At 55.1% G+C, this 17,962-nt stretch carries 22 protein-coding genes; 18 read left to right on the plus strand and 4 right to left on the minus strand.

The features are described 5' to 3' along the window. Positions 1 to 3: 3 nt before the first annotated feature. From NF212_RS00645 to flgA, 4 genes are all read right to left on the minus strand, one after another. On the minus strand, positions 4 to 387 hold the full coding sequence (locus tag NF212_RS00645) for a hypothetical protein (protein ID WP_434357932.1): 384 nt from the start codon (positions 385 to 387) through the stop codon (positions 4 to 6). Then, complete coding sequence (gene flgN, locus NF212_RS00650) at positions 368 to 805, minus strand: flagellar export chaperone FlgN (RefSeq protein WP_434357934.1); 438 nt, start codon at positions 803 to 805, stop codon at positions 368 to 370. The genes NF212_RS00645 and flgN overlap by 20 nt, the downstream gene beginning before the upstream one ends. A 58-nt stretch (positions 806 to 863) precedes the next feature. Continuing rightward, positions 864 to 1,130, minus strand: coding sequence for a flagellar biosynthesis anti-sigma factor FlgM (flgM, locus tag NF212_RS00655; RefSeq protein WP_434357936.1), 267 nt, complete (start codon positions 1,128 to 1,130; stop codon positions 864 to 866). A 98-nt stretch (positions 1,131 to 1,228) separates the two neighbouring features. Continuing rightward, entirely contained in the window at positions 1,229 to 2,002 is a 774-nt protein-coding gene (gene flgA, locus NF212_RS00660; protein ID WP_434357938.1) for a flagellar basal body P-ring formation chaperone FlgA, read from the minus strand. A gap of 87 nt (positions 2,003 to 2,089) precedes the next feature. Here flgA and flgB point away from each other — a divergent pair, with 87 nt between their 5' ends. The 18 genes from flgB to NF212_RS00750 all read left to right on the plus strand — a co-directional run bounded on the left by flgB (position 2,090) and on the right by NF212_RS00750 (position 17,959). Next, positions 2,090 to 2,464, plus strand: a complete 375-nt coding sequence (gene flgB / locus NF212_RS00665; protein WP_434360798.1) for a flagellar basal body rod protein FlgB — start codon at positions 2,090 to 2,092, stop codon at positions 2,462 to 2,464. Between the two features lie 5 nt (positions 2,465 to 2,469). After that, positions 2,470 to 2,889 carry a flagellar basal body rod protein FlgC gene (gene flgC, locus NF212_RS00670; RefSeq protein ID WP_434357940.1) on the plus strand — a complete coding sequence of 140 codons (420 nt, stop codon included), beginning with the start codon at positions 2,470 to 2,472 and terminating at the stop codon, positions 2,887 to 2,889. Positions 2,890 to 2,897: 8 nt separating this feature from the next. After that, on the plus strand, positions 2,898 to 3,569 hold the full coding sequence (locus NF212_RS00675; RefSeq protein WP_434357942.1) for a flagellar hook assembly protein FlgD: 672 nt from the start codon (positions 2,898 to 2,900) through the stop codon (positions 3,567 to 3,569). A 12-nt stretch (positions 3,570 to 3,581) separates the two neighbouring features. Continuing rightward, a complete protein-coding gene (gene flgE / locus NF212_RS00680; protein ID WP_434357944.1) occupies positions 3,582 to 4,793 on the plus strand; it encodes a flagellar hook protein FlgE in 1,212 nt (403 codons plus the stop codon). Between the two features lie 11 nt (positions 4,794 to 4,804). Further along, on the plus strand, positions 4,805 to 5,539 hold the full coding sequence (locus tag NF212_RS00685) for a flagellar basal body rod protein FlgF (RefSeq protein WP_434357946.1): 735 nt from the start codon (positions 4,805 to 4,807) through the stop codon (positions 5,537 to 5,539). 45 nt (positions 5,540 to 5,584) lie between these two features. Continuing rightward, positions 5,585 to 6,370 (plus strand): flagellar basal-body rod protein FlgG, encoded by a 786-nt coding sequence (flgG, locus tag NF212_RS00690; protein WP_434357948.1) that lies wholly within the window; start codon positions 5,585 to 5,587, stop codon positions 6,368 to 6,370. A gap of 31 nt (positions 6,371 to 6,401) precedes the next feature. Continuing rightward, positions 6,402 to 7,061: a flagellar basal body L-ring protein FlgH gene (gene flgH / locus NF212_RS00695; RefSeq protein ID WP_434357950.1), complete on the plus strand. Its 660-nt coding sequence runs from the start codon at positions 6,402 to 6,404 to the stop codon at positions 7,059 to 7,061. A gap of 44 nt (positions 7,062 to 7,105) precedes the next feature. Then, positions 7,106 to 8,185, plus strand: coding sequence for a flagellar basal body P-ring protein FlgI (locus NF212_RS00700; RefSeq protein ID WP_434360799.1), 1,080 nt, complete (start codon positions 7,106 to 7,108; stop codon positions 8,183 to 8,185). After that, positions 8,185 to 8,745: a rod-binding protein gene (locus NF212_RS00705; protein WP_434357952.1), complete on the plus strand. Its 561-nt coding sequence runs from the start codon at positions 8,185 to 8,187 to the stop codon at positions 8,743 to 8,745. The genes NF212_RS00700 and NF212_RS00705 overlap by 1 nt, the downstream gene beginning before the upstream one ends. Then, positions 8,742 to 10,154: a flagellar hook-associated protein FlgK gene (flgK, locus tag NF212_RS00710; protein ID WP_434357954.1), complete on the plus strand. Its 1,413-nt coding sequence runs from the start codon at positions 8,742 to 8,744 to the stop codon at positions 10,152 to 10,154. The genes NF212_RS00705 and flgK overlap by 4 nt, the downstream gene beginning before the upstream one ends. A gap of 15 nt (positions 10,155 to 10,169) precedes the next feature. Beyond that, on the plus strand, positions 10,170 to 11,090 hold the full coding sequence (flgL, locus tag NF212_RS00715) for a flagellar hook-associated protein FlgL (protein ID WP_434357956.1): 921 nt from the start codon (positions 10,170 to 10,172) through the stop codon (positions 11,088 to 11,090). Between the two features lie 19 nt (positions 11,091 to 11,109). Then, positions 11,110 to 12,204, plus strand: coding sequence for a hypothetical protein (locus NF212_RS00720; protein WP_434357958.1), 1,095 nt, complete (start codon positions 11,110 to 11,112; stop codon positions 12,202 to 12,204). A 229-nt stretch (positions 12,205 to 12,433) separates the two neighbouring features. Further along, positions 12,434 to 13,702, plus strand: a complete 1,269-nt coding sequence (locus tag NF212_RS00725) for a flagellin (RefSeq protein WP_434357960.1) — start codon at positions 12,434 to 12,436, stop codon at positions 13,700 to 13,702. A 204-nt stretch (positions 13,703 to 13,906) separates the two neighbouring features. Beyond that, complete coding sequence (fliD, locus tag NF212_RS00730; protein ID WP_434357962.1) at positions 13,907 to 15,469, plus strand: flagellar filament capping protein FliD; 1,563 nt, start codon at positions 13,907 to 13,909, stop codon at positions 15,467 to 15,469. A gap of 13 nt (positions 15,470 to 15,482) precedes the next feature. Then, positions 15,483 to 15,884: a flagellar export chaperone FliS gene (gene fliS / locus NF212_RS00735; protein WP_434357963.1), complete on the plus strand. Its 402-nt coding sequence runs from the start codon at positions 15,483 to 15,485 to the stop codon at positions 15,882 to 15,884. Beyond that, positions 15,881 to 16,189 (plus strand): hypothetical protein, encoded by a 309-nt coding sequence (locus NF212_RS00740; RefSeq protein WP_434357965.1) that lies wholly within the window; start codon positions 15,881 to 15,883, stop codon positions 16,187 to 16,189. Before fliS ends, NF212_RS00740 begins: the two co-directional genes overlap by 4 nt. A gap of 8 nt (positions 16,190 to 16,197) precedes the next feature. Continuing rightward, positions 16,198 to 17,454 (plus strand): flagellar hook-length control protein FliK, encoded by a 1,257-nt coding sequence (locus tag NF212_RS00745; RefSeq protein ID WP_434357967.1) that lies wholly within the window; start codon positions 16,198 to 16,200, stop codon positions 17,452 to 17,454. A 16-nt stretch (positions 17,455 to 17,470) separates the two neighbouring features. Further along, positions 17,471 to 17,959 (plus strand): flagellar basal body-associated FliL family protein, encoded by a 489-nt coding sequence (locus tag NF212_RS00750; protein WP_434357968.1) that lies wholly within the window; start codon positions 17,471 to 17,473, stop codon positions 17,957 to 17,959. Positions 17,960 to 17,962: the final 3 nt, after the last annotated feature.

The raw sequence follows: 17,962 nt of genomic DNA on the forward strand, positions 1-17,962 counted from the left end.
GGGTTAACCGTTGTGGATCGGCTCTGCACCATGGAATTCATGGATATCCCCCATTTCCACATCCAGGTGGCTGTAGGTATCTTTCCCCAGCTCTTCCAATGCCTTGCAATAGTCATGGGTCTGCTCTAACCGGGACCGGGCATTGTCTATCCGGTTTTCAGCGTCACGACGCTCGTTCGGTGTCAGGTGGCTGTTGCTGAACCTGACCTGCTGGTCAAACAAGGCAGAGATGAAATGTGATTTGCAGGCGAGAGAGGGGTTAAATGTGTCGTGGAGACCCTGTGCGGCATGTACTGCAGCAGAAAAGGTTGCTGTAAGGGCGAGAATCAGGGTGATGGCGTGGTGCAACTTCATCAGGCCGTGCTGCTCAGAAGGCACCCGGTGCATAGCTGAAGGCCTGCTCAGGGTGGAGTACCTTGGTCAGGGCCTGCTTTTGTTGGGCCAGCAGCCTGCCGTTGGTGTTGTTCTGACCCTGGCAGCGCTTTGCCAGGCGGTACAAAGTCTGCCACTGGCTTTTGCCTTTTTCGCCGTACGCAGGCGGCAGGGCTGAAAGCAGGCGCTGCATCCCGTCATCATCCGGGCTGAGCCCCAGGGACTTCAGGCTTTCAACCCTTCTCAAAGCGCGTGTATTAAGGGTTTCCATCAGCTGCTGAAGGGCCACATTGGTAGCAGTCAGTGATGTGCTGTCACGGCTGCTCAGCTGGCTGTGCTGTCGTCCCAGCAGGGCGTCCAGCTCGGTATAGCCGGCCACGTCCTGGGCCAGGTCAGTCAGCAGGGTTTTAATCAGTGCAGTGCGGTCAGTCATTGTGGTGCCGGGTATCAGGTTTATCAGTCAGTTGGATACGCCCCTGTGTGGGCGGTGGTTATTTGGATGCGTAATAGTCCAGCATGCTGTCTGCCAGGCTGTCGAGGTTTACTGAAACCTCTCCATTTTGCAGCATGGCTTTCATGGCAGCCACTTTGTCCATATCCACATCCGGTGCCTGTTTGACCGCAGCTTTGGCGCTGTTAATAGTGCGCATGTCTGCACTGACGCTGGTTTGTGCTGGCAGTTGTTGGCGAACATTGCGGTTGCCAGAGGTTTCCCGTGTATAGCCGGTTGGCTGGGTGAATCCGATTTTTCCGATCATTGCCCGTTCTTCAGTGAGTGGTGCCCTTGTTTATGTAAAGCGACCACATCCGGGTGTCACTTAATACCCAACTGCAAAAAAGTGCTGGGATTTTGGCGTCAAAATAGTGTGCTGACCTTGTTGCGGCCAGTGACGGTCGCCAGTATTTCCTTTTGCGATGAGAGGTTACGTACCCGGATGGTATCTCCCTGGGTGCCGCTTTCCAGTGCGAGCCCTTTCATCTGTGCGACCATGGTATCACGGCGTGCCTCAATAATGACCTCATTGTCCTTTTTAACCCACTCCGGCATCTCAACCTGACGCGGTGTGAGGATATGCCCTGCCTGTACGTTGCGTTTAACTGCCTTGCCAGACAGCCGTGACATGCTGGTGAAATAGCCGTGCCGTACATAGGTAATATCGGTGGCTTTGAGGCTGAGGTCGCCCGGGGTGATTTGCTGGTCACGTCGCAGTGGCTTGCTTGCAACCACCATGTTGACCATTACCGACACTTTCGCCTTGATGCGGGCTTTCCAGTGGTAAGGGGTTTCACACGACAGGGTCAGGGTCAGCCGGCCAACCGGTTGTTCAGGGTTACTGAGCTCTTTGTTCAGGGGGCCGGAACATGGGCTGAGTTCCGGGAAAGGGTGTACATCCACCCGGTATTTGTGGCTGCCAACGCTGTGGGCGTAACGGGCCACCTGTGATGTGATATAGGCCTTTACCTGCCTGCTGTCCATTGCCGGTTTGTCTTTGGCGGAAACCCTTACCGGGCTCAGTAACACCGCCATGAAGGCAAGCAGTGTTGCAATGGCCTTTAAGCCGGTGTTGCCTTTGCGCTTTTCCGGCCGGAAGCGACACTTCCGCTTTTTGGGGGTCGTTAAATCATTCATCTGGTAAATAACTGAAAACACGGACATTGAAAGGTGGCATGCATAATGCTTATTGCGCCCGTATTGAATAAGCAGGTAGTGGATAACATGGCAATTGATTTTGAGACGGCGCTGGGCGTACACCCTAATACATTGGCCTTCCGAACTCAACGCGCGCAGGTGCTGGCCGGGAACCTCGCCAACGTGGACACCCCGCACTTCAAAGCCCGTGACCTCAGCTTCGAACAGGCAATGAATGACATAGCCAACGAAGCGCGGCAGAAACACCTCAGCCTCCGCCATGGGCCGCACAAATATGACCTGCTTTACCGTAACCCCGAGCAGCCTTCACAGGACGGAAATACCGTCGAGCTGGGTATCGAGCAAGCAAAGTTTGCTGAAAACGCCATGGCCTTCGAGACCAGTATGACCTTCCTCAACATGAAGCTCACCGGCTTGCGTGAAGCCATTAAAGGACGCTAATCACGATGTCTTTCTACAACATTTATGACATTGCCGGTTCGGCCATGCTGGCGCAGACCGTGCGACTGAACACCGTCGCCAGCAACCTGGCGAATGCCGACGTGGCCTCCGGTTCGGAAAAGACCGGCTACCACGCCAAATACCCGGTTTTTGAAACCGTGATGACGGAAACAAACGGTGCGATGCCAAGCGCCATGGTGCGCATAGACGGTATTGAAGAGAGCAAGGAGCCCCTTATCCGCCGGTACGACCCGCAACACCCGAAAGCTGATAAAGATGGCTACGTGTTCTACGCGGATGTAAACCCGGTGGAAGAGATGGCTGACATGATGGAAGCCTCCCGCAACTTTGAAACCAACGTGGATGTGATGACCCGTGCCCGCAGCATGCAGCAGTCCATCCTCCGCCTCGGCCAGACCAGCTAGGAGCCACGATGAGCCTTAACCAGATCAAATCTGAAGCGCTTTACAGCGACCGTTCCCAGCCGGAAACCAACCGGGTCGGGAAAAATGGCCTCAGTCCAAGCGGCAACGACTTCCTCAAGATGATGGTTGCCCAGGTCCAGAACCAGAACCCGCTCAACCCGACAGACGGCACCCAGTACCTGAGCCAGCTCGGCATGATGTCAGCGGTACAAAGCCTGGAAGGCCTCAAGGCCGGGATGAATAACGTCAACATCGGCATGACCAACTCGGAAACCCTGCAGGCCACCAACCTGGTAGGTAAAAAGGTGGTGATGGAACTGAACCATCCGCTGCACATCAGCGAAAACCAGAGTGTCGACGGGCGGGTTGAGTTCAAGACCCCGGTAGACAATGCCACGGTGCGGGTTTATGACGCCAAGGGCAAGGAAGTCAAAACCATCAAACTGGGCTCACAGCCTGCAGGTATGGTGAACATTCCCCTTTCCGGTGAGGATCTTGGTGCCGGTGACTACCGGTTTGAGGTCATCAGTGAAAAGGGCGGTGCGGCACGTACTGACAAGATGATGATTGCTGCCAAGGTGGAGTCGGTGAATATCCCGTCTGATGGCGGCAGTATCCGCCTGAGCCTCAGTGGCGGAACCCAGATGTACATGTACGACATGCGCGAAATTACAGCCTGATAAGGATTACTGATGTCTATCAATATTGGATTAAGTGGCCTGCGGGCAACTTCAGAACAGATCAACACCATCAGCCATAACATCGCCAACGTTGACACCATTGGCTACAAATCTTCCCGGACCGAATTCCAGGACGTGTATGCCCCCCAGTTTGGCGGCGGTGAAATGGGCGGTGTGGAAGTGTCTGATATCCGTCAGAACTTTATCGGTGGTGCAACCGTGAACACCGGCCGCAACGGCGACCTTGCCATCAATGGTGAAGGCTTTTTCATGGTGGAAAGCAACGCCCAGCAGATGTACACCCGGAATGGCGTGTTCAACCTGGATGCGGAAGGCAACCTGGTATCTGCTGACGGCTATAAGCTGATGGGCTATGGCGTGACAGATACCGGTGCCATCCAGAACGGCAGCCTGACCAGCCTGTCTGTCAACACCGCAGACATGCCGGCCAAGACCACCTCAAAGATGTTTATGGGTGTGAACCTGGATGCCAACGCACCGGCGATTGATGATACCAACAAGAACTTTGCGTTTGACCCGGAAAACCCGTCCACCTTCACATCCAGTGCGACCACCACAGTGTTTGACTCCCTGGGCGGCGAGCACGCGGTGACCCAGTATTACGTCAAAACCGGCAACAACAGCTGGAAAGTGCATTACATGGTGGATGACAACAAAACACCGGTAATGGAGCAGCAGGTAACGTTTGGCACTGACGGCCAACTGGCAACACCAAATAAGCCGATTAACCTTTCCTTTGCGCCAACCAACGGTTCTGCACCGATGAATGTGCAGATCGATATGTCCGGTTTTACCCAGTTCGGCAGCGACTTTTCCATCAACAAAAACAATCAGGACGGTTGTGCACCGGGCAAACTGGCCGGCTGGTACTTTGACAATGACGGCGTGATTTACGCCCGTTACTCAAACGGTAAAACCCAGGCGCAGGGCCAGGTGCTGCTTGCCCGCTTCCCAAACCAGGAAGGCCTGCAACAGGCTGGCGGTACCCGCTGGACCCAGACCATTGAGTCAGGTGCGCCAATTACCGGCTCTCCAGGTTCCGGCCAGCTCGGCAAGCTGCGTACCAATATGTACGAAGGCTCCAACGTCAACCTGACCGGCGAAATGGTATCGCTGATGGCGGCCCAGAGTAACTACCAGGCCAACGCGAAAACCATTCAGGCCAGTCAGCAGATGGTCCAGATCCTGTTCCAGAACATGTAACGGGCTGATAGATGGACAGATTGCTCTTTACTGCCGTATCTGGCGCAACCCGCGTAATGATGGCGCAGCAGGTTCATGCCAACAACCTGGCGAACGTGAACACCAGCGGTTTCCGGGCAGATATTGAGACGGCGGAAAGCGTGCCGGTAAAAGGGCCGGGCTTCCAGACCCGTACTCTGGTCGCAGTGCGCGATGGCGGTACCGACTTTTCGACCGGCTCCCTTGATTACACCGATAACCCGCTGGATGTTGCAGTTCGCGGCCAGGGTTTTTTTACGGTTGAAGCGGCTGACGGCTCGGAAGCCTATACCCGAAAAGGCACCTTCCACCTCAATGACAATGGTGAGCTGATGCTGGGTGAACGTCCGGTGATGGGGGAAGGCGGTCCTATCGTGATCCCTGAGCACAAGGAGCTCAATATCGGCAAGGACGGCACCATTTCCATTATTGCTCCGGGTGGCACAGCTGTGCAGGAAGTAGGCCGCCTCAAGCTGGTGAAGCCGGATCTCAAGGACATGCACAAAAGTGAGGATGGCCTGTTCCGCATGACCGGCAAAAATGCCCGCGCCGCAGAGAGTGATTCGGTGACAGTGGCCTCCGGCTATGTGGAAAGCAGTAACGTCAATGCCATTGACTCATTGGTCCGCAACGTTGCCCTTGCCCGGGATTTTGAATTCCAGATCAAGATGATGAAAGCCGCTGACGAGCTGGCATCCACCGGCAACCGTATCGTACGCGGAAGCTGATCCCCTATTTTGAACCGGCCCGGAAACGGGCCTGGAGAGTAACGCATGCATGCAGCACTTTGGGTGAGTAAAACGGGCCTTGCAGCCCAGGATACCCAGATGCAGGTGATTGCCAACAACCTGGCAAACGTCAACACCGCCGGCTTCAAGCAAGACCGTGTGGTGTTTGAGGACCTGTTCTACCAAACAAAGAAGCAGCCGGGCGCCATGGCTGACCAGCAAAATGAACTGCCGGGTGGCCTTCAACTGGGTAACGGTGTCCGTGTGGCAGGTACGCAGAAACTGATGCGCACCGGAGCCTACGAGAATACCCAGCAAGCGACTGACATGGCGATCATGGGCGGCGGTTTCTTCCAGATCGAAATGCCTGACGGTTCAACGGGCTACACCCGTAACGGCCAGTTCCATCGCAACAGTGAAGGCATGCTGGTGACAGCATCCGGCCTGCCGATGGTGCCGAATATCGAGATCCCGGAAAACGCCACCAACTTCTCTGTGGGCAAGGACGGCATCGTCAACGTGACCGTTCCGGGTGATACCCAGCCGCAGCAGCTTGGCCAGATTTCCCTGGTGAATTTTGCCAACCCGGCCGGCCTTGACAGCCTCGGTGGCAACCTGTTTGCCGAAACCGGTGCGTCCGGCGCGCCTGTTGAGGGTATTCCGGGTGAAAACGGCCTCGGGCACCTGAGCCAGTTCAGCCTGGAAGGGTCGAACGTCAGCGTGGTGGAAGAGATGGTCGACATGATCACCACCCAACGCGCCTATGAGATGAACGCCAAAGTGGTGTCCAGCGCCGACCAGATGCTGAAGTTTGTCAGCCAGACTATTTAACCGATTTAGCTTTTAAAGAGAGGTCAGGGGCATGAAGAGACTGCTTACCGTCCTGATGTTACTGGTCGTGGCAGGGTGTGCCCCTGTCTCTTCCCTTGTCGATACCCAGCCGCCGCCGGATGACCCGGATATCGCGCTGCCGGAATATACCCATGACCCGGATGGCAGCCTGTTTAATGCCAACTACAACATGGCCTTATTCCAGGACCGCAGGGCGTTCCGCGTCGGGGATATCCTGACTGTGTCGCTGGATGAAAAAACCCGTTCAAGCAAACAGGCTGATACCAGCTTTGGCAAGGAAAGCGACACCAGCATCGGTGTGCCGTTACTGGCCGGTACCAGCTACCCGGACGGAGAGTTTGGCCTGAACGGCAAGCGCGATTTCAAGGGCGCATCATCGAGCTCCCAGCAAAACTCTCTCTCCGGCAGCATTACCGTGTTGGTGACCAGCGTGATGCCAAACGGCATTCTGCGCGTGCGTGGTGAAAAATGGCTGCGCCTCAACCAGGGTAACGAGTTTATCCGGCTCTCTGGCCTTGTGCGTGTGGACGATATAGACGGCAGCAACCGGGTCTCATCCCAGCGTCTTGGTGATGCACGCATTGCCTATGCCGGACGTGGTTCCCTGGCTGATGCCAACGAGGCTGGCTGGCTGACCCGCTTCTTCAACAGTTCCTGGTTCCCGATTTAATGAAGATGACCAAGTTACGAATTTTCCGCTGGCTGGTGCCCGTTATGGTGGCACTGGCTGCTTTTGACGCCTGTGCCCGTCCACTGATGAGCCTGGTGGATATCCGGGGTATCCGGGAAAACCAGCTGGTGGGCTACGGCCTGGTAGTTGGCCTGAGCGGTACCGGTGACAAGAGCCAGACCAAGTTTACCCAGCAGTCGATCAAGAACATGCTCAACCAGTTCGGTGTCAAGCTGCCGGCGAATGTTGATCCCAAGCTCAAGAACGTGGCGGCCGTGGCGGTAAATGCCACACTGATGCCGATGGCAAGCAAGGGGCAGGAGCTGGATGTGACGGTTTCCTCCATCGGTGATGCCAAAAGCCTGCGTGGCGGTACCCTGTTGATGACCCCTCTGAAAGGTGCGGACGGCCAGATTTATGCCATGGCCCAGGGCAACCTGGTGGTTGGTGGCGTACAGGCCCAGGGCAGCAGCGGCTCGGGCATTACCATCAATATCCCGACAGCCGGCCTTATTCCGAACGGCGCAATTATCGAGCGTGAAATACCGAGCTCTTTCTCCACCTCGCCGGATGTGGTGCTGAACCTCAAGATCCCGAACTTCAATACCGCCCGCAACATTGAAAAGGCCATCAACAAAGTGTTTGGCCCGGATGTGGCGACAGCGGAAAACCTGGCGCGTATCAAAGTGCGCGCACCACTGGATGCCAGCCAGCGCGTCACCTTCCTTGCTATGCTCGAAGACCTGGATGTGAAGGAAGGCCCACGCCCGGCGCGTGTAGTGTTCAATGCCCGTACCGGCACCATTGTGGTGGGCAAGGACGTACGGATCCATACCGCCGCGGTCAGCCACGGCAACCTTACCGTGCGGGTGGTGGAAAAATCCAATGTCAGCCAACCCAATGCGTTCGCCAAGGGCAAGACCACGGTGACGCCGGATTCTGATGTCTCTATTGATGAGGAGCACGGCAAGGTCTTTATCTGGCCGGAAAGCAAAAAAGGCACGTCCCTGCAAACGCTGGTGGAAGCGGTAAACAGCCTGGGTGCGTCACCAAGTGACCTGATGTCTATCCTGATAGCGCTGGATGAAGCCGGTGCCCTTGACGGTGAACTGGTAATTATCTGATGAAAGTGCAGGAAAATGACAACCCGGGCCTGTTCAATGACGTACATGGCCTGAACAACATCAAGGCCAACCCGGACAAGGCTGCGGCGCTTCGTGAGGCATCCGGCCAGTTTGAGGCGCTGTTCCTCCAGTCGGTGCTCAAGCACATGCGCCAGGCAAGCGATGCACTGGCAGACGAAGACGGCGCCCTGTTCAACAGCCGCCAGCAGAAATTTTACCGCAGCATGTTTGACAGCCAGCTGGCGGTGGAAATGAGCCAGCGTCAGAGCCTCGGCATTGCCGACATGCTGGTGCGCCAGCTTGGGCAGCACGAAGCATTTAAGCCCCATGGGCAGGTGGTCGCTTTGGATAAACAAAGCGTGACAGCAGGGCCGTTACAGACAACATCCTGCCCGGAGGATACCGTTGCCATGAGCCCGGTCCCGTCCGGTATCCAGCCCCGCTGGCTGGCAGACACAGCCCCGCTGTCACTTCAAATCAAGTCTGGACGCCAGGGGATCCCCGCCTTTGAGGATGACCTGCTGACCGGCGAACACCCAGCTGATGGCGAACTCCTATGAGCTTATTTAACATCGGGCTTTCCGGCCTCAACGCGGCCAATACCGGCCTGTCGGTGACCGGCCATAACGTGGCCAACGTACTGACACCCGGCTACAGCCGCGAGCGTGTGGGGCTGACCTCACAGGTAAGCGGTTCAGGCATGGGCGATGGCGTACACGTTTCCAATGTCGAGCGTGTAGCAGACAGTTACCTGCAACTGCAAATCCAGCGCCAGCGTGCCGGGTTTGGTTTCCAGCAGGTCAACCAGCAGTACATGAGCAAGGCCGAACACCTTCTTAACAGCGACAGCACCAGTATCAGCGCCGGGCTGGACCGTTATTATGCGGCCCTCAACGAAGCCTCGGCGCAGCCGCAGGATATTGCCCACCGCCAGACCATCATCAGCCAGAGCCAGTCTATGGTGCGCCGGTTCAACAATATGAGCGCGCAACTGGAGAGCCAGAGCAATCAAGTCAATGGCCAGCTTGACGCTGCCGTGTCTGATGCCAACACCATGCTCGCCAGCATTGCCAGTATGAACCGTAGTATCCGTGATGCCGGTGAGAATGCCGACAAGATGACAACGCTGCAGGATGCCCGCGACGATGCGCTGTCCAAGCTGTCATCGATGATGGAAGTGCACACCACCTACAATCAGGATGGTACTGTCTCTGTGACTCTGGATCAGGGCCAGCCCCTGGTGAACGGTGATACCGCCGGTAAGCTGGTGCAGGGCAAGGATGGTTCCATGACCCTGCAGACCGGGAACAGCCGGTTTGGCCTGAATGACAATGTCGGCGGTACCATTGGCGGGCTGATGCACTACCGTGACGGCCAGCTGAAAGACCTTCAGCAGGATCTGGATGTGATGGCATACAGTTTCGCCAACCAGTTCAATGACCAGCATGTCAAAGGGACAGATCTTGACGGCAACCCGGGCAAGCCGTTGTTTGGCGGTGTAGACCAGATTGAAGGGGCCGCCAAGCGTCTTAACCTGCAAGTCAATGACCCGCGTGCACTGGCGCTTGCCGGTACCGGGACGTCCGCCGCGCCTGGCAACAGCGACAACCTGCAGGCAATGATAGCCCTGAAAAACACCAATCTGAGTGTGGATACCAGCAAGCTGCCAGCCGGTGAGGCTGACACCTACAAAAATGCCATTGGCGTAGTGACCGGCAAGCCGCTTTATGGCGTTTATACCGGCCTGACCGGTGACTGGGCTATCCAGACCGCACAATTCAAAGCAGATACCGATGCAGCAAAAGACCTGGTGAAGCAGGCTGAAAGCGACCGCGAAAGTGTCAGCGGTGTCAACCTGGATGAGGAAGCGGTCAATATTATGACCTACACCCAGATGTACCAGGCCAACTCCAAAGTGATTTCCACCGCGCAGCGCCTGCTGGATATCACCATGAACATGTTTAACTGACGGCAGGGTTAGCGTATGCGTTTAAGTTCCGCCCAACTTAACAACATCATGCAGTCAAGTATGGAAACGTCCACTGCCGGGTTTAACCGCACCATCGAACAGATGGGCGCGCACAAGCGCATCCTTGAACCGTCGGATGATCCGCTCGGTTCGGTGCAAGTGATGATGCTGAAGCGCGAGCAGGCAAACATCGACCAATTCCAGAAGAACATTACCAACCTCAGCGCCCAGCTTGGCCAGACAGAATCTGAACTTGATTCCTCTAACAATGGCCTGCTGCGAGCCCAGGAGTTGGTGACCGGTGTGCTGAATGCCAGCAACAGTTCAGAAGGCGGCCGCAAGGCCATCGCCACTGAACTGCAGGGAATTCTCGACCAGATGGTCAATACGGCAAACAGCAAAAACCCCAATGGGGACTACATTTTTTCCGGTACCCAGACGTCAACCAAGCCGGTTGCGCTGGATGCCAGCGGGAAATATGTCTACCAGGGCAATGACGAACAGCGTATGGTGTCGGTCGATGAATCGATGACAGTGCCTTCCAACCAGACTGCCAATGCCATCTATTTTGGTGGCAAGGCCGATGGAAGCGACATCTTCAACACACTTGCCGGTGTGATTAAGGATTTGCGCGATCCAGACGTATCCGGTCAGGCGCTGGTACAGTCTGTGACTGATGCCCAGGTGAACCTCAAGGGAACCCTTGGGGATATGACTGAAGTACTGACTGATATCGGCGGCCAGCGCGCATCACTGGACCGGGTTACCGGTGCCCATGAGGACAATAAGCTGATCAACAAAGGCTTGATCAGTGACGTGGAAGACCTCGACTACAGTGATGCAATCCTGAAGATGAATACCGAAATGGCGGCGTTGCAGGCAACCCAGATGTCCTACACAAAGATCCAGAGCCTGTCGCTGTTTAAGATGATGTAACCCAGAAAAAGAGTCCGTTGTGGTCAATCACGTTACCTCCAGCCTTGGTGCACTGAAATCCGGCGACAGCACCAAAGCTGACCGGGTCAGTCGCCAGCAGCCCGCCGTCCCCGTCAAACAAAGTGCGCGCGCGGCTTCCTCAAAGGAGAAAAAGCAGGACGCTTCACAACTGCCTGTCAGCAGCCACCGCAGCCAGTTGATGCAGACCTCAGCTGCCCATCAGCAGGCAGCCCATATTGAAAGCATGGAAAAGGCGCTCAAAGACGCGGCAGAAATGCTGGAGCAGATGCGCCATCTTGGCCGGCGTATGCTCCAGGCCCAGGAAGGCAAGAAAAAGCAGCTCCAGCAGTCGCTTCATCAGCTTAAAAGCCGCTTGAACAAACTGGTCAATGAGACAAAGTATGATGGTGAAAAGCTGGTTAACCACGACCTCACCCCGCATTATCGCGGAGAGAAATCAACGTCCTCATTTTCCCTTAAGGGGCTGAAAATCCAGGGTTGGCGCAGCCAGGACGAAGTGCTTCGTTTCCAGTTTGATGCCGGTAAACCGAGCTCGGTACGTGCCCGTATTGAAGCCGGTGATACCCCGCGTGAAGTGGCGGACAAGCTCAACCAGGCGCTGTCCCCTAGGGAGATCCAGGTTGATCTCGACAAATACGGTGAGCTGAGCTTCAACGTGGATAAAAGCCGGTGGCCGGAAGTACGCCACGGTGTGTGGATGTCCGGCAATGGGCAGATGATGCCTGCCGGCAACCCGGTGAAGCTCAGGGCTGAACCCCATGACAAACAGGCTGCTGATGTTGCGGAGCTGGAATTCGGCAAGCCGGAAACCACCCGTAAGGCACTGGCTGATATCGAGCGCCTGCTGCAAAAAGTGCAGCGTGCGTTGCAGGAAATTGAGCGCCGCCAGACCCAGACAGCGGCAGAGCTTGAACGTGTGGCTTCCAGCCAAAAAAGCCGTTCTGTGGTGGTTAATGCCAGCGGAAACCTGGAAATGTCCTGGCTGGATGCGCCGGAAAATGTCTCCATGCACTTGGTAAAAAATGCTGTCCCAACCTTACTGGCCCAGGCCAATGCAACCCGTCAGAACGTGGTGGCATTGCTGGAGAAGTAAACTTTTTGAAGTGTTGAGTACCAGAGTGTTGAATGAAGAGCGGAGTCATCCGCTCTTTGTTTGTCCGGCCAATGCGACAAAAAAGAATCTTCCCCATCCAAAAATAATTCAACTTTCCATTTAAGCCATCAATAAAAACGGTCGTTTTACCTCACCAGAAGCTATTTAATTCGGTTCGATGGCCATTGTGCCGCTGACGGACCCAATCACTGCGACGAGGATTAGACTCATGTCAATGACCATCAATACCAACGTTCCTTCGCTGAGCGCTCAACGTGCCCTGCTGCACACCCAGGGTTCACTGGATACTTCACTGCAACGCCTGTCTACTGGCCTGCGTATCAACAGCGCAAAAGACGACGCTGCTGGCCTGCAAATCGCAACCCGCATGTCTTCTCAGATCAACGGTCTGAAAGTAGCAAGCCGCAACGCTAACGACGGTATCTCTATGGCGCAAACTGCTGAAGGTGCACTGAAAGAGTACACCAACATCCTGCAGCGTATGCGTGACCTGGGCGTTCAGTCTAAGAACGGTACCAACTCTACTGCTGACCGTGCAGCCCTGAACAAAGAGTACCAGGCGCTGAACAAGGAACTGAACCGCATTACTGAAACCACTACCTACGGCAGTGGTGAGAAGCTGTTCGCGACCCTGTCTGGCAAAGGTGTTAACTTCCAGGTTGGTGCAAACGTAGACAAAGCTGACCCAGCAGCTGCTTCTGCAGATGTTGCTACTTCAGTTGTAACTGATGCTCTGCAAGACATGGGCTTCTCAACTACAACTCAAGGCCTGAAGGACTTCGGTACCGCTCTGGCTGCAATGAAAAAGATCACTGTAAGTGCTTCTGCTCACACCGGTTCAGCCGCTAACCTGAGCGCAGCTGACGCCACAGCGGTAAAAGACCAACTGGACAAGATGGGTATCCAGTACACAGCAACAGCTAACGCGACTACTCCTGCAAACACTGACATTGCTCTGGATGCCACTAACGGTGCCAAGCTGGAAAAAGCACTGGCTGTAGGCAACGCACTGGATTCTTTTGTAGACCAGAGCGCTGGTACCCTGACCGGTATCACTGCCAGCACTGATGTTAGCACACTGACTACTGCAATGACTGCAGCAGACATGAATGTGAGCCTGGATCCAAACGTTATCAACGTCACTGTAGACAGCTCTGCACTGGATACTTCAGCTCTGGGCGACATTATGTCTGAAGATGATGCCGGTGCAGCAATCGGTGCAATCGACAACCTGATTGCCAATGTTGGTTCAGTACGTGCGACCCTGGGTGCAACCCAGAACCGTTTCGACTCTACCATCAACAACCTGGGCAACATTGGTGAAAACATGACTGCAGCCCGTGGCCGCATCATGGATGCTGACATCGCTGCAGAAGCTGCCAACATGACCAAGCAGAACACCATGATGCAAGCTGGCATCACTGTTCTGTCTCAGGCCAACCAAATGCCAGGTATGGTTGCTCAGCTGCTGCGCTAAGTTTTCCGTACCAGGACAGAAGGCGGCATTCTCCGCCGCCTTTTTCGACAAGCGGAAGTTTTACTTCCGCTTTGTTTTTATTTGCCTCCCTTATAAATCAGTATCTTATTATTGGCGTATTTTTTGCTTTCGCTTTGCATCCGTATGGGTGTTCCTCACGGATGCAAAGCGGTAGTAACCGGCAGAGCGCCAGGAGTAGTAGCGATGTTAATAACAGGTATGGGCTCAGGCATGGATTATGAATCCATGATCAATGCCATCGTCGGGGCAGAACGCGCGCCCGAGGATAACCAGCTTAACCGTGAGGAAGCACAGAACCAGGCTGAACTCGGTGCACTGCAAAAAATCCAGTCCACTATCAACAGCTTCAGGGACACGGTCGAGAGCCTCGATTCAACCCGGGAGATTTCCAAGCTCAAATCGTCAGTGTCAGATGACACTGTGCTTGGCGCATCTGTAGACGGTTCAGCGGTCAGTGGCGAATACAATTTCAACGTGACGCAACTGGCAACCGCGCAGCGTGACCAACTGGTGTCATTGAGTAAAGACGGCACCCTGAAAAGCGGTACTGTCGGCTTTACTGCAGGCGGGAAAACCGTTTCCGTAGATACGGCAAAACTCGCCACAAAACTGGCGAATGATGCAACGCAGGATAAAGCGGATCACCGTACCAATACGCTCAAGCGCATTGCAGAACAATACAAGTTGGATACCAAGGAAACCGGCTGGGAGAGCAAGGCTGAAGATATCCTGACCAACAAGGATAATGCCGACTTTGATGCCGACCGTCTCAAAAGCTACCAGGATACCCAGAAACGCTACGACGACACCCTTGATCGGCTGAAAAACCAGGGGGTCACCCTGGAAGAAGTACAGGATGCGATCAATGGTGATGCGAACAATGACGGCCTTAAAGCGACACTTGTCCGTTCAGGCGAGACCGTCAGCCTGGTACTGAATGCCAAAGGCACGGGAACGGCCAATGCGTTCACCGTTGCTGACAATACGGCAACTCCTTTGGTGGCTGGTAAGGGAACCATTACCGGCAACCACCAGCAGATTCAGGGCGGTCAGGATGCCAAGGTTGAATTCGGTTCGATGAAGCTGACGTCATCTTCCAACCGGATGGATAATGTCATTGATGGCATGACCCTGACGCTGAAAAAAACCGGCAAGGTGAACGTCAATGTTGAGCAGGACCGTTCAGCCGTCAGCGAAACAGTGAAGAAGTTTGTCGACAGCTATAACGCGGTGATGGAAACCGTAAACACATACTCCAAGTCGTCTGAGCAATCTGCAGCCATTCTGGCCGGTGATGCCGGAGTGCGCAGCCTGGTTTCCCGGATGCGCGAGGCACTGGGTAAAGAGTATGACGCATCGACGTTTAAAACCCTGTCCCAGCTGGGCGTGACAACCACACAGCAGGGAACACTGGAACTGGACCAGGGCAAGCTCGACAAAGCCCTGGATGACGATTTCGATGCAGTATCCAAGCTGTTTGCCGGTGATCCTCTGGATGACACCAAGCCGGGCCTGATGAGCGGCATGATGACAGTGCTGGATTCTTACCATAAGAATGGCGGCCTGTTTGACCAGCGTATGGATCGTATCAAGTACGAAGACCAGCAGATTGTGAAAGACCGCGAGGACCTGGACCAGCGCATGCTGGCACGTACCAATTCCCTGCGTGATTACTACGCCAAGATGGACACCAAAATCGGCAGTATGAACCAGACCAAAAGCATGCTGGTCGGCCTGTTGAGATAAGTTAGGTAACACCATGTACAACCAAGAAGGCCTTGGCGCCTACCAACATTCCCAAAACCATGCCCAGGCGGCGTCGGCAAGCCCACACCGCCTGATCCAGATGCTGCTTGAAGGCCTGCTGGAGAACCTGAGCCGTGCCCGCGGTTACATGGAACGCGGCCAGATTGCCGACAAAGGCATGACCGTTTCAAAGTGCCTCGACATCCTCAACGGCCTGAGTTCAGTGCTGGATGAAGATAAAGGCGGAGAAGTGACCCAGGATCTCCTGCGCCTCTATGACTACTGTGGCCGTCGCCTGTTCAAGGCCAACCTCAACAACGAAATTGAGGGGATTGATGAGGTTCACCGCCTTATCAGTGAAATTCTGGAAGGCTGGGTGGTACTGAAACCGGAAAAGGTTGAGGTCGCCAAGTGAACAAAGTGCGCCCGGAACCCGCTGAATCCCAGGTCTTGCGCCTGCTCAACCAATTTGAGCAGTCTCTGTCGGACGGGGATTGGGACACCCTGGCGTCTTTGGACAACCGTCTGCAGCGGGCTATCCCTGCATTGCACCAGCAGGCTATGACGCCGGCGCTGCGTCAGGCTCTGGAGCAGCTGAATGCCTTTTATGGCCGGATGCTTGATGCTGGGCAGCAGGAGAAATCCCGCATCCAGAAACAACTTTCCAAGCAGGAGGCCAATCGTGAACAGGTTATGGCCTACCTGGACCACAGTGAGTAATCCACGCCATGCAGATATCAACACCGATGCCGCAGAAAGCGGCAGCGACAGTGGCCAAGGATGTGCAGGTAAACCGCAATACCAAGGGTGATGACACCCAGTTCTCCCTGAACAGCGAAGTGGAACAGACGGGTAAAACCGGGACTGATTCAGGAAAAAATATTGCTGCTGACCAGGCAAAGCCTAGTGGCAAAGCCAAAAATGAAAAAACAAAAGACGCTGATCAAAACAGTGATTCTGAAGAAGTAGCAGAAGCGGTGGAAAATGCCTTTCCCCAACTGCCCCCTCAGGCAAAAGAGCAAATTGCACAGTGGGTGAATGAACTCAGGGAAGGCAAGATTTCCGCCCATGATCTGGCTGACAAGGTTGCCAAACAGCTTCAGTCGGCGGGAGTATCACTGCCAGACCCGGCTGTCACTGCAATGGAAAGCCTGTTCAAACAGGTTGCCTCGGGGGAAACACCTGTCTCCGCCTTGAAAGACATGCTTGGGGATCTGAGTAAATCCGTCCGTATCAATGTGCTGGAAAGCTTCACCCGCCGACACGGGGAAACCATGGCTGCCGGTCACACTGAGGTACCACACCTTACTGAGCACCGTTCAGCCCCCGGCACGGAAAACCGCTTTTTCCAGCAGTTGGTAAGCACGGCACAGGCTGCCGGGAGCCAGGTAGCCGCCAACCCGGCGACTGTCACTGCGGATTCAGCCCTGTTCGAACACCTGATTAGCGGGCAGGCGGCGTCTATGCCCCTGGATGTACGGCCGTCATCAGCGGTGGCTGCAACATCAACCGCCGCCTCACAAACCGCTGCAAGGCAACCGGAAGTGCAGCAATTTACGGCCTCTGTTAACCCCTCTGAGCCGGAATGGGGACGGGATCTGGTTGAGCAACTTCGTTCACGTATCCGCATTTCCAATACCGAGCAGACCCAGCAGGCGCATATCCGCCTTGACCCGCCTGAGCTTGGCAAACTGGAAGTGAGCCTCCGGGTGGATGGCGACAAAGTGATGGTACATATCGCAGCGGCGCACCCGCAGCTTCGTGAAGCCCTGAGTGCCCATGCAGACCGCCTGCGTTTTGATATTGCCGGAAGCCAGCTGCAACTGACAGATGTGTCCGTGTCCAGCGGTATGCAGCAGCGAAGCAGCCAGCAGCAACAAGGGCAGCCGGGTGAAGGCGTTGCTGCAAACCACCGTCAGCTGTCCTCCCAGCCGGAAACCACATTTAACCCAAACCGCTTCGGCCGTTTTGAATCCGTTGTATAACTTTTGAATGCCTCCCATGACTGACAACGCAAACGATAAGAAGAAAAGCAAACTCCCCCTGATCATTGTCGCCGTAGTGGCAATTCTGGCCCTGGCAGGTGGTGGTGCCTGGTTCTACCTCCAGAGCCAGAAAGCCCACACAGCAGAGGTTGCGAAGACTAAAGATATCCCGGCCGCCGCCATGGTGAAAAAGCCGGTATTCCTGCCGGTACCCAAGTTCGTGCTGAGTGTCGACGGACAGGACAGCCTTCATTACCTGATGCTGGAACTGACCCTGATGAGCTACAACCCGGACCAGATAAAGGCCATGGAACCCATGATGCCGATTATCCGGAACGCCATCATTACTCTGCTGAGTGAAAAGACCTATAAAGAACTGACTGCACCCAACGTGATCCCACCGCTGGAAAAGCAGATCTGTGAACGCCTTCGTACGGTGCTTAACAACACGATTGGTTCGGCCGGTGTCGACAAGGTGCTGATCACCAAACTGGTGCTCCAGTAACCG

Source organism: Parasalinivibrio latis (assembly GCF_036825535.1).
GTDB classification, from domain to species: Bacteria; Pseudomonadota; Gammaproteobacteria; order Enterobacterales; family Vibrionaceae; genus Parasalinivibrio; species Parasalinivibrio latis.

Excerpts from the sequence above, each read along its gene's own strand:
- NF212_RS00645 (WP_434357932.1), bottom strand. The coding sequence starts at position 387 with ATGCACCGGGTGCCTTCTGAGCAGCACGGCCTGATGAAGTTGCACCAC.
- flgN (WP_434357934.1), bottom strand. The coding sequence starts at position 805 with ATGACTGACCGCACTGCACTGATTAAAACCCTGCTGACTGACCTGGCC.
- flgM (WP_434357936.1), bottom strand. The coding sequence starts at position 1,130 with ATGATCGGAAAAATCGGATTCACCCAGCCAACCGGCTATACACGGGAA.
- flgA (WP_434357938.1), bottom strand. The coding sequence starts at position 2,002 with ATGAATGATTTAACGACCCCCAAAAAGCGGAAGTGTCGCTTCCGGCCG.
- flgB (WP_434360798.1), top strand. The coding sequence starts at position 2,090 with ATGGCAATTGATTTTGAGACGGCGCTGGGCGTACACCCTAATACATTG.
- flgC (WP_434357940.1), top strand. The coding sequence starts at position 2,470 with ATGTCTTTCTACAACATTTATGACATTGCCGGTTCGGCCATGCTGGCG.
- NF212_RS00675 (WP_434357942.1), top strand. The coding sequence starts at position 2,898 with ATGAGCCTTAACCAGATCAAATCTGAAGCGCTTTACAGCGACCGTTCC.
- flgE (WP_434357944.1), top strand. The coding sequence starts at position 3,582 with ATGTCTATCAATATTGGATTAAGTGGCCTGCGGGCAACTTCAGAACAG.
- NF212_RS00685 (WP_434357946.1), top strand. The coding sequence starts at position 4,805 with ATGGACAGATTGCTCTTTACTGCCGTATCTGGCGCAACCCGCGTAATG.
- flgG (WP_434357948.1), top strand. The coding sequence starts at position 5,585 with ATGCATGCAGCACTTTGGGTGAGTAAAACGGGCCTTGCAGCCCAGGAT.
- flgH (WP_434357950.1), top strand. The coding sequence starts at position 6,402 with ATGAAGAGACTGCTTACCGTCCTGATGTTACTGGTCGTGGCAGGGTGT.
- NF212_RS00700 (WP_434360799.1), top strand. The coding sequence starts at position 7,106 with ATGGTGGCACTGGCTGCTTTTGACGCCTGTGCCCGTCCACTGATGAGC.
- NF212_RS00705 (WP_434357952.1), top strand. The coding sequence starts at position 8,185 with ATGAAAGTGCAGGAAAATGACAACCCGGGCCTGTTCAATGACGTACAT.
- flgK (WP_434357954.1), top strand. The coding sequence starts at position 8,742 with ATGAGCTTATTTAACATCGGGCTTTCCGGCCTCAACGCGGCCAATACC.
- flgL (WP_434357956.1), top strand. The coding sequence starts at position 10,170 with ATGCGTTTAAGTTCCGCCCAACTTAACAACATCATGCAGTCAAGTATG.
- NF212_RS00725 (WP_434357960.1), top strand. The coding sequence starts at position 12,434 with ATGTCAATGACCATCAATACCAACGTTCCTTCGCTGAGCGCTCAACGT.
- fliD (WP_434357962.1), top strand. The coding sequence starts at position 13,907 with ATGTTAATAACAGGTATGGGCTCAGGCATGGATTATGAATCCATGATC.
- fliS (WP_434357963.1), top strand. The coding sequence starts at position 15,483 with ATGTACAACCAAGAAGGCCTTGGCGCCTACCAACATTCCCAAAACCAT.
- NF212_RS00745 (WP_434357967.1), top strand. The coding sequence starts at position 16,198 with ATGCAGATATCAACACCGATGCCGCAGAAAGCGGCAGCGACAGTGGCC.
- NF212_RS00750 (WP_434357968.1), top strand. The coding sequence starts at position 17,471 with ATGACTGACAACGCAAACGATAAGAAGAAAAGCAAACTCCCCCTGATC.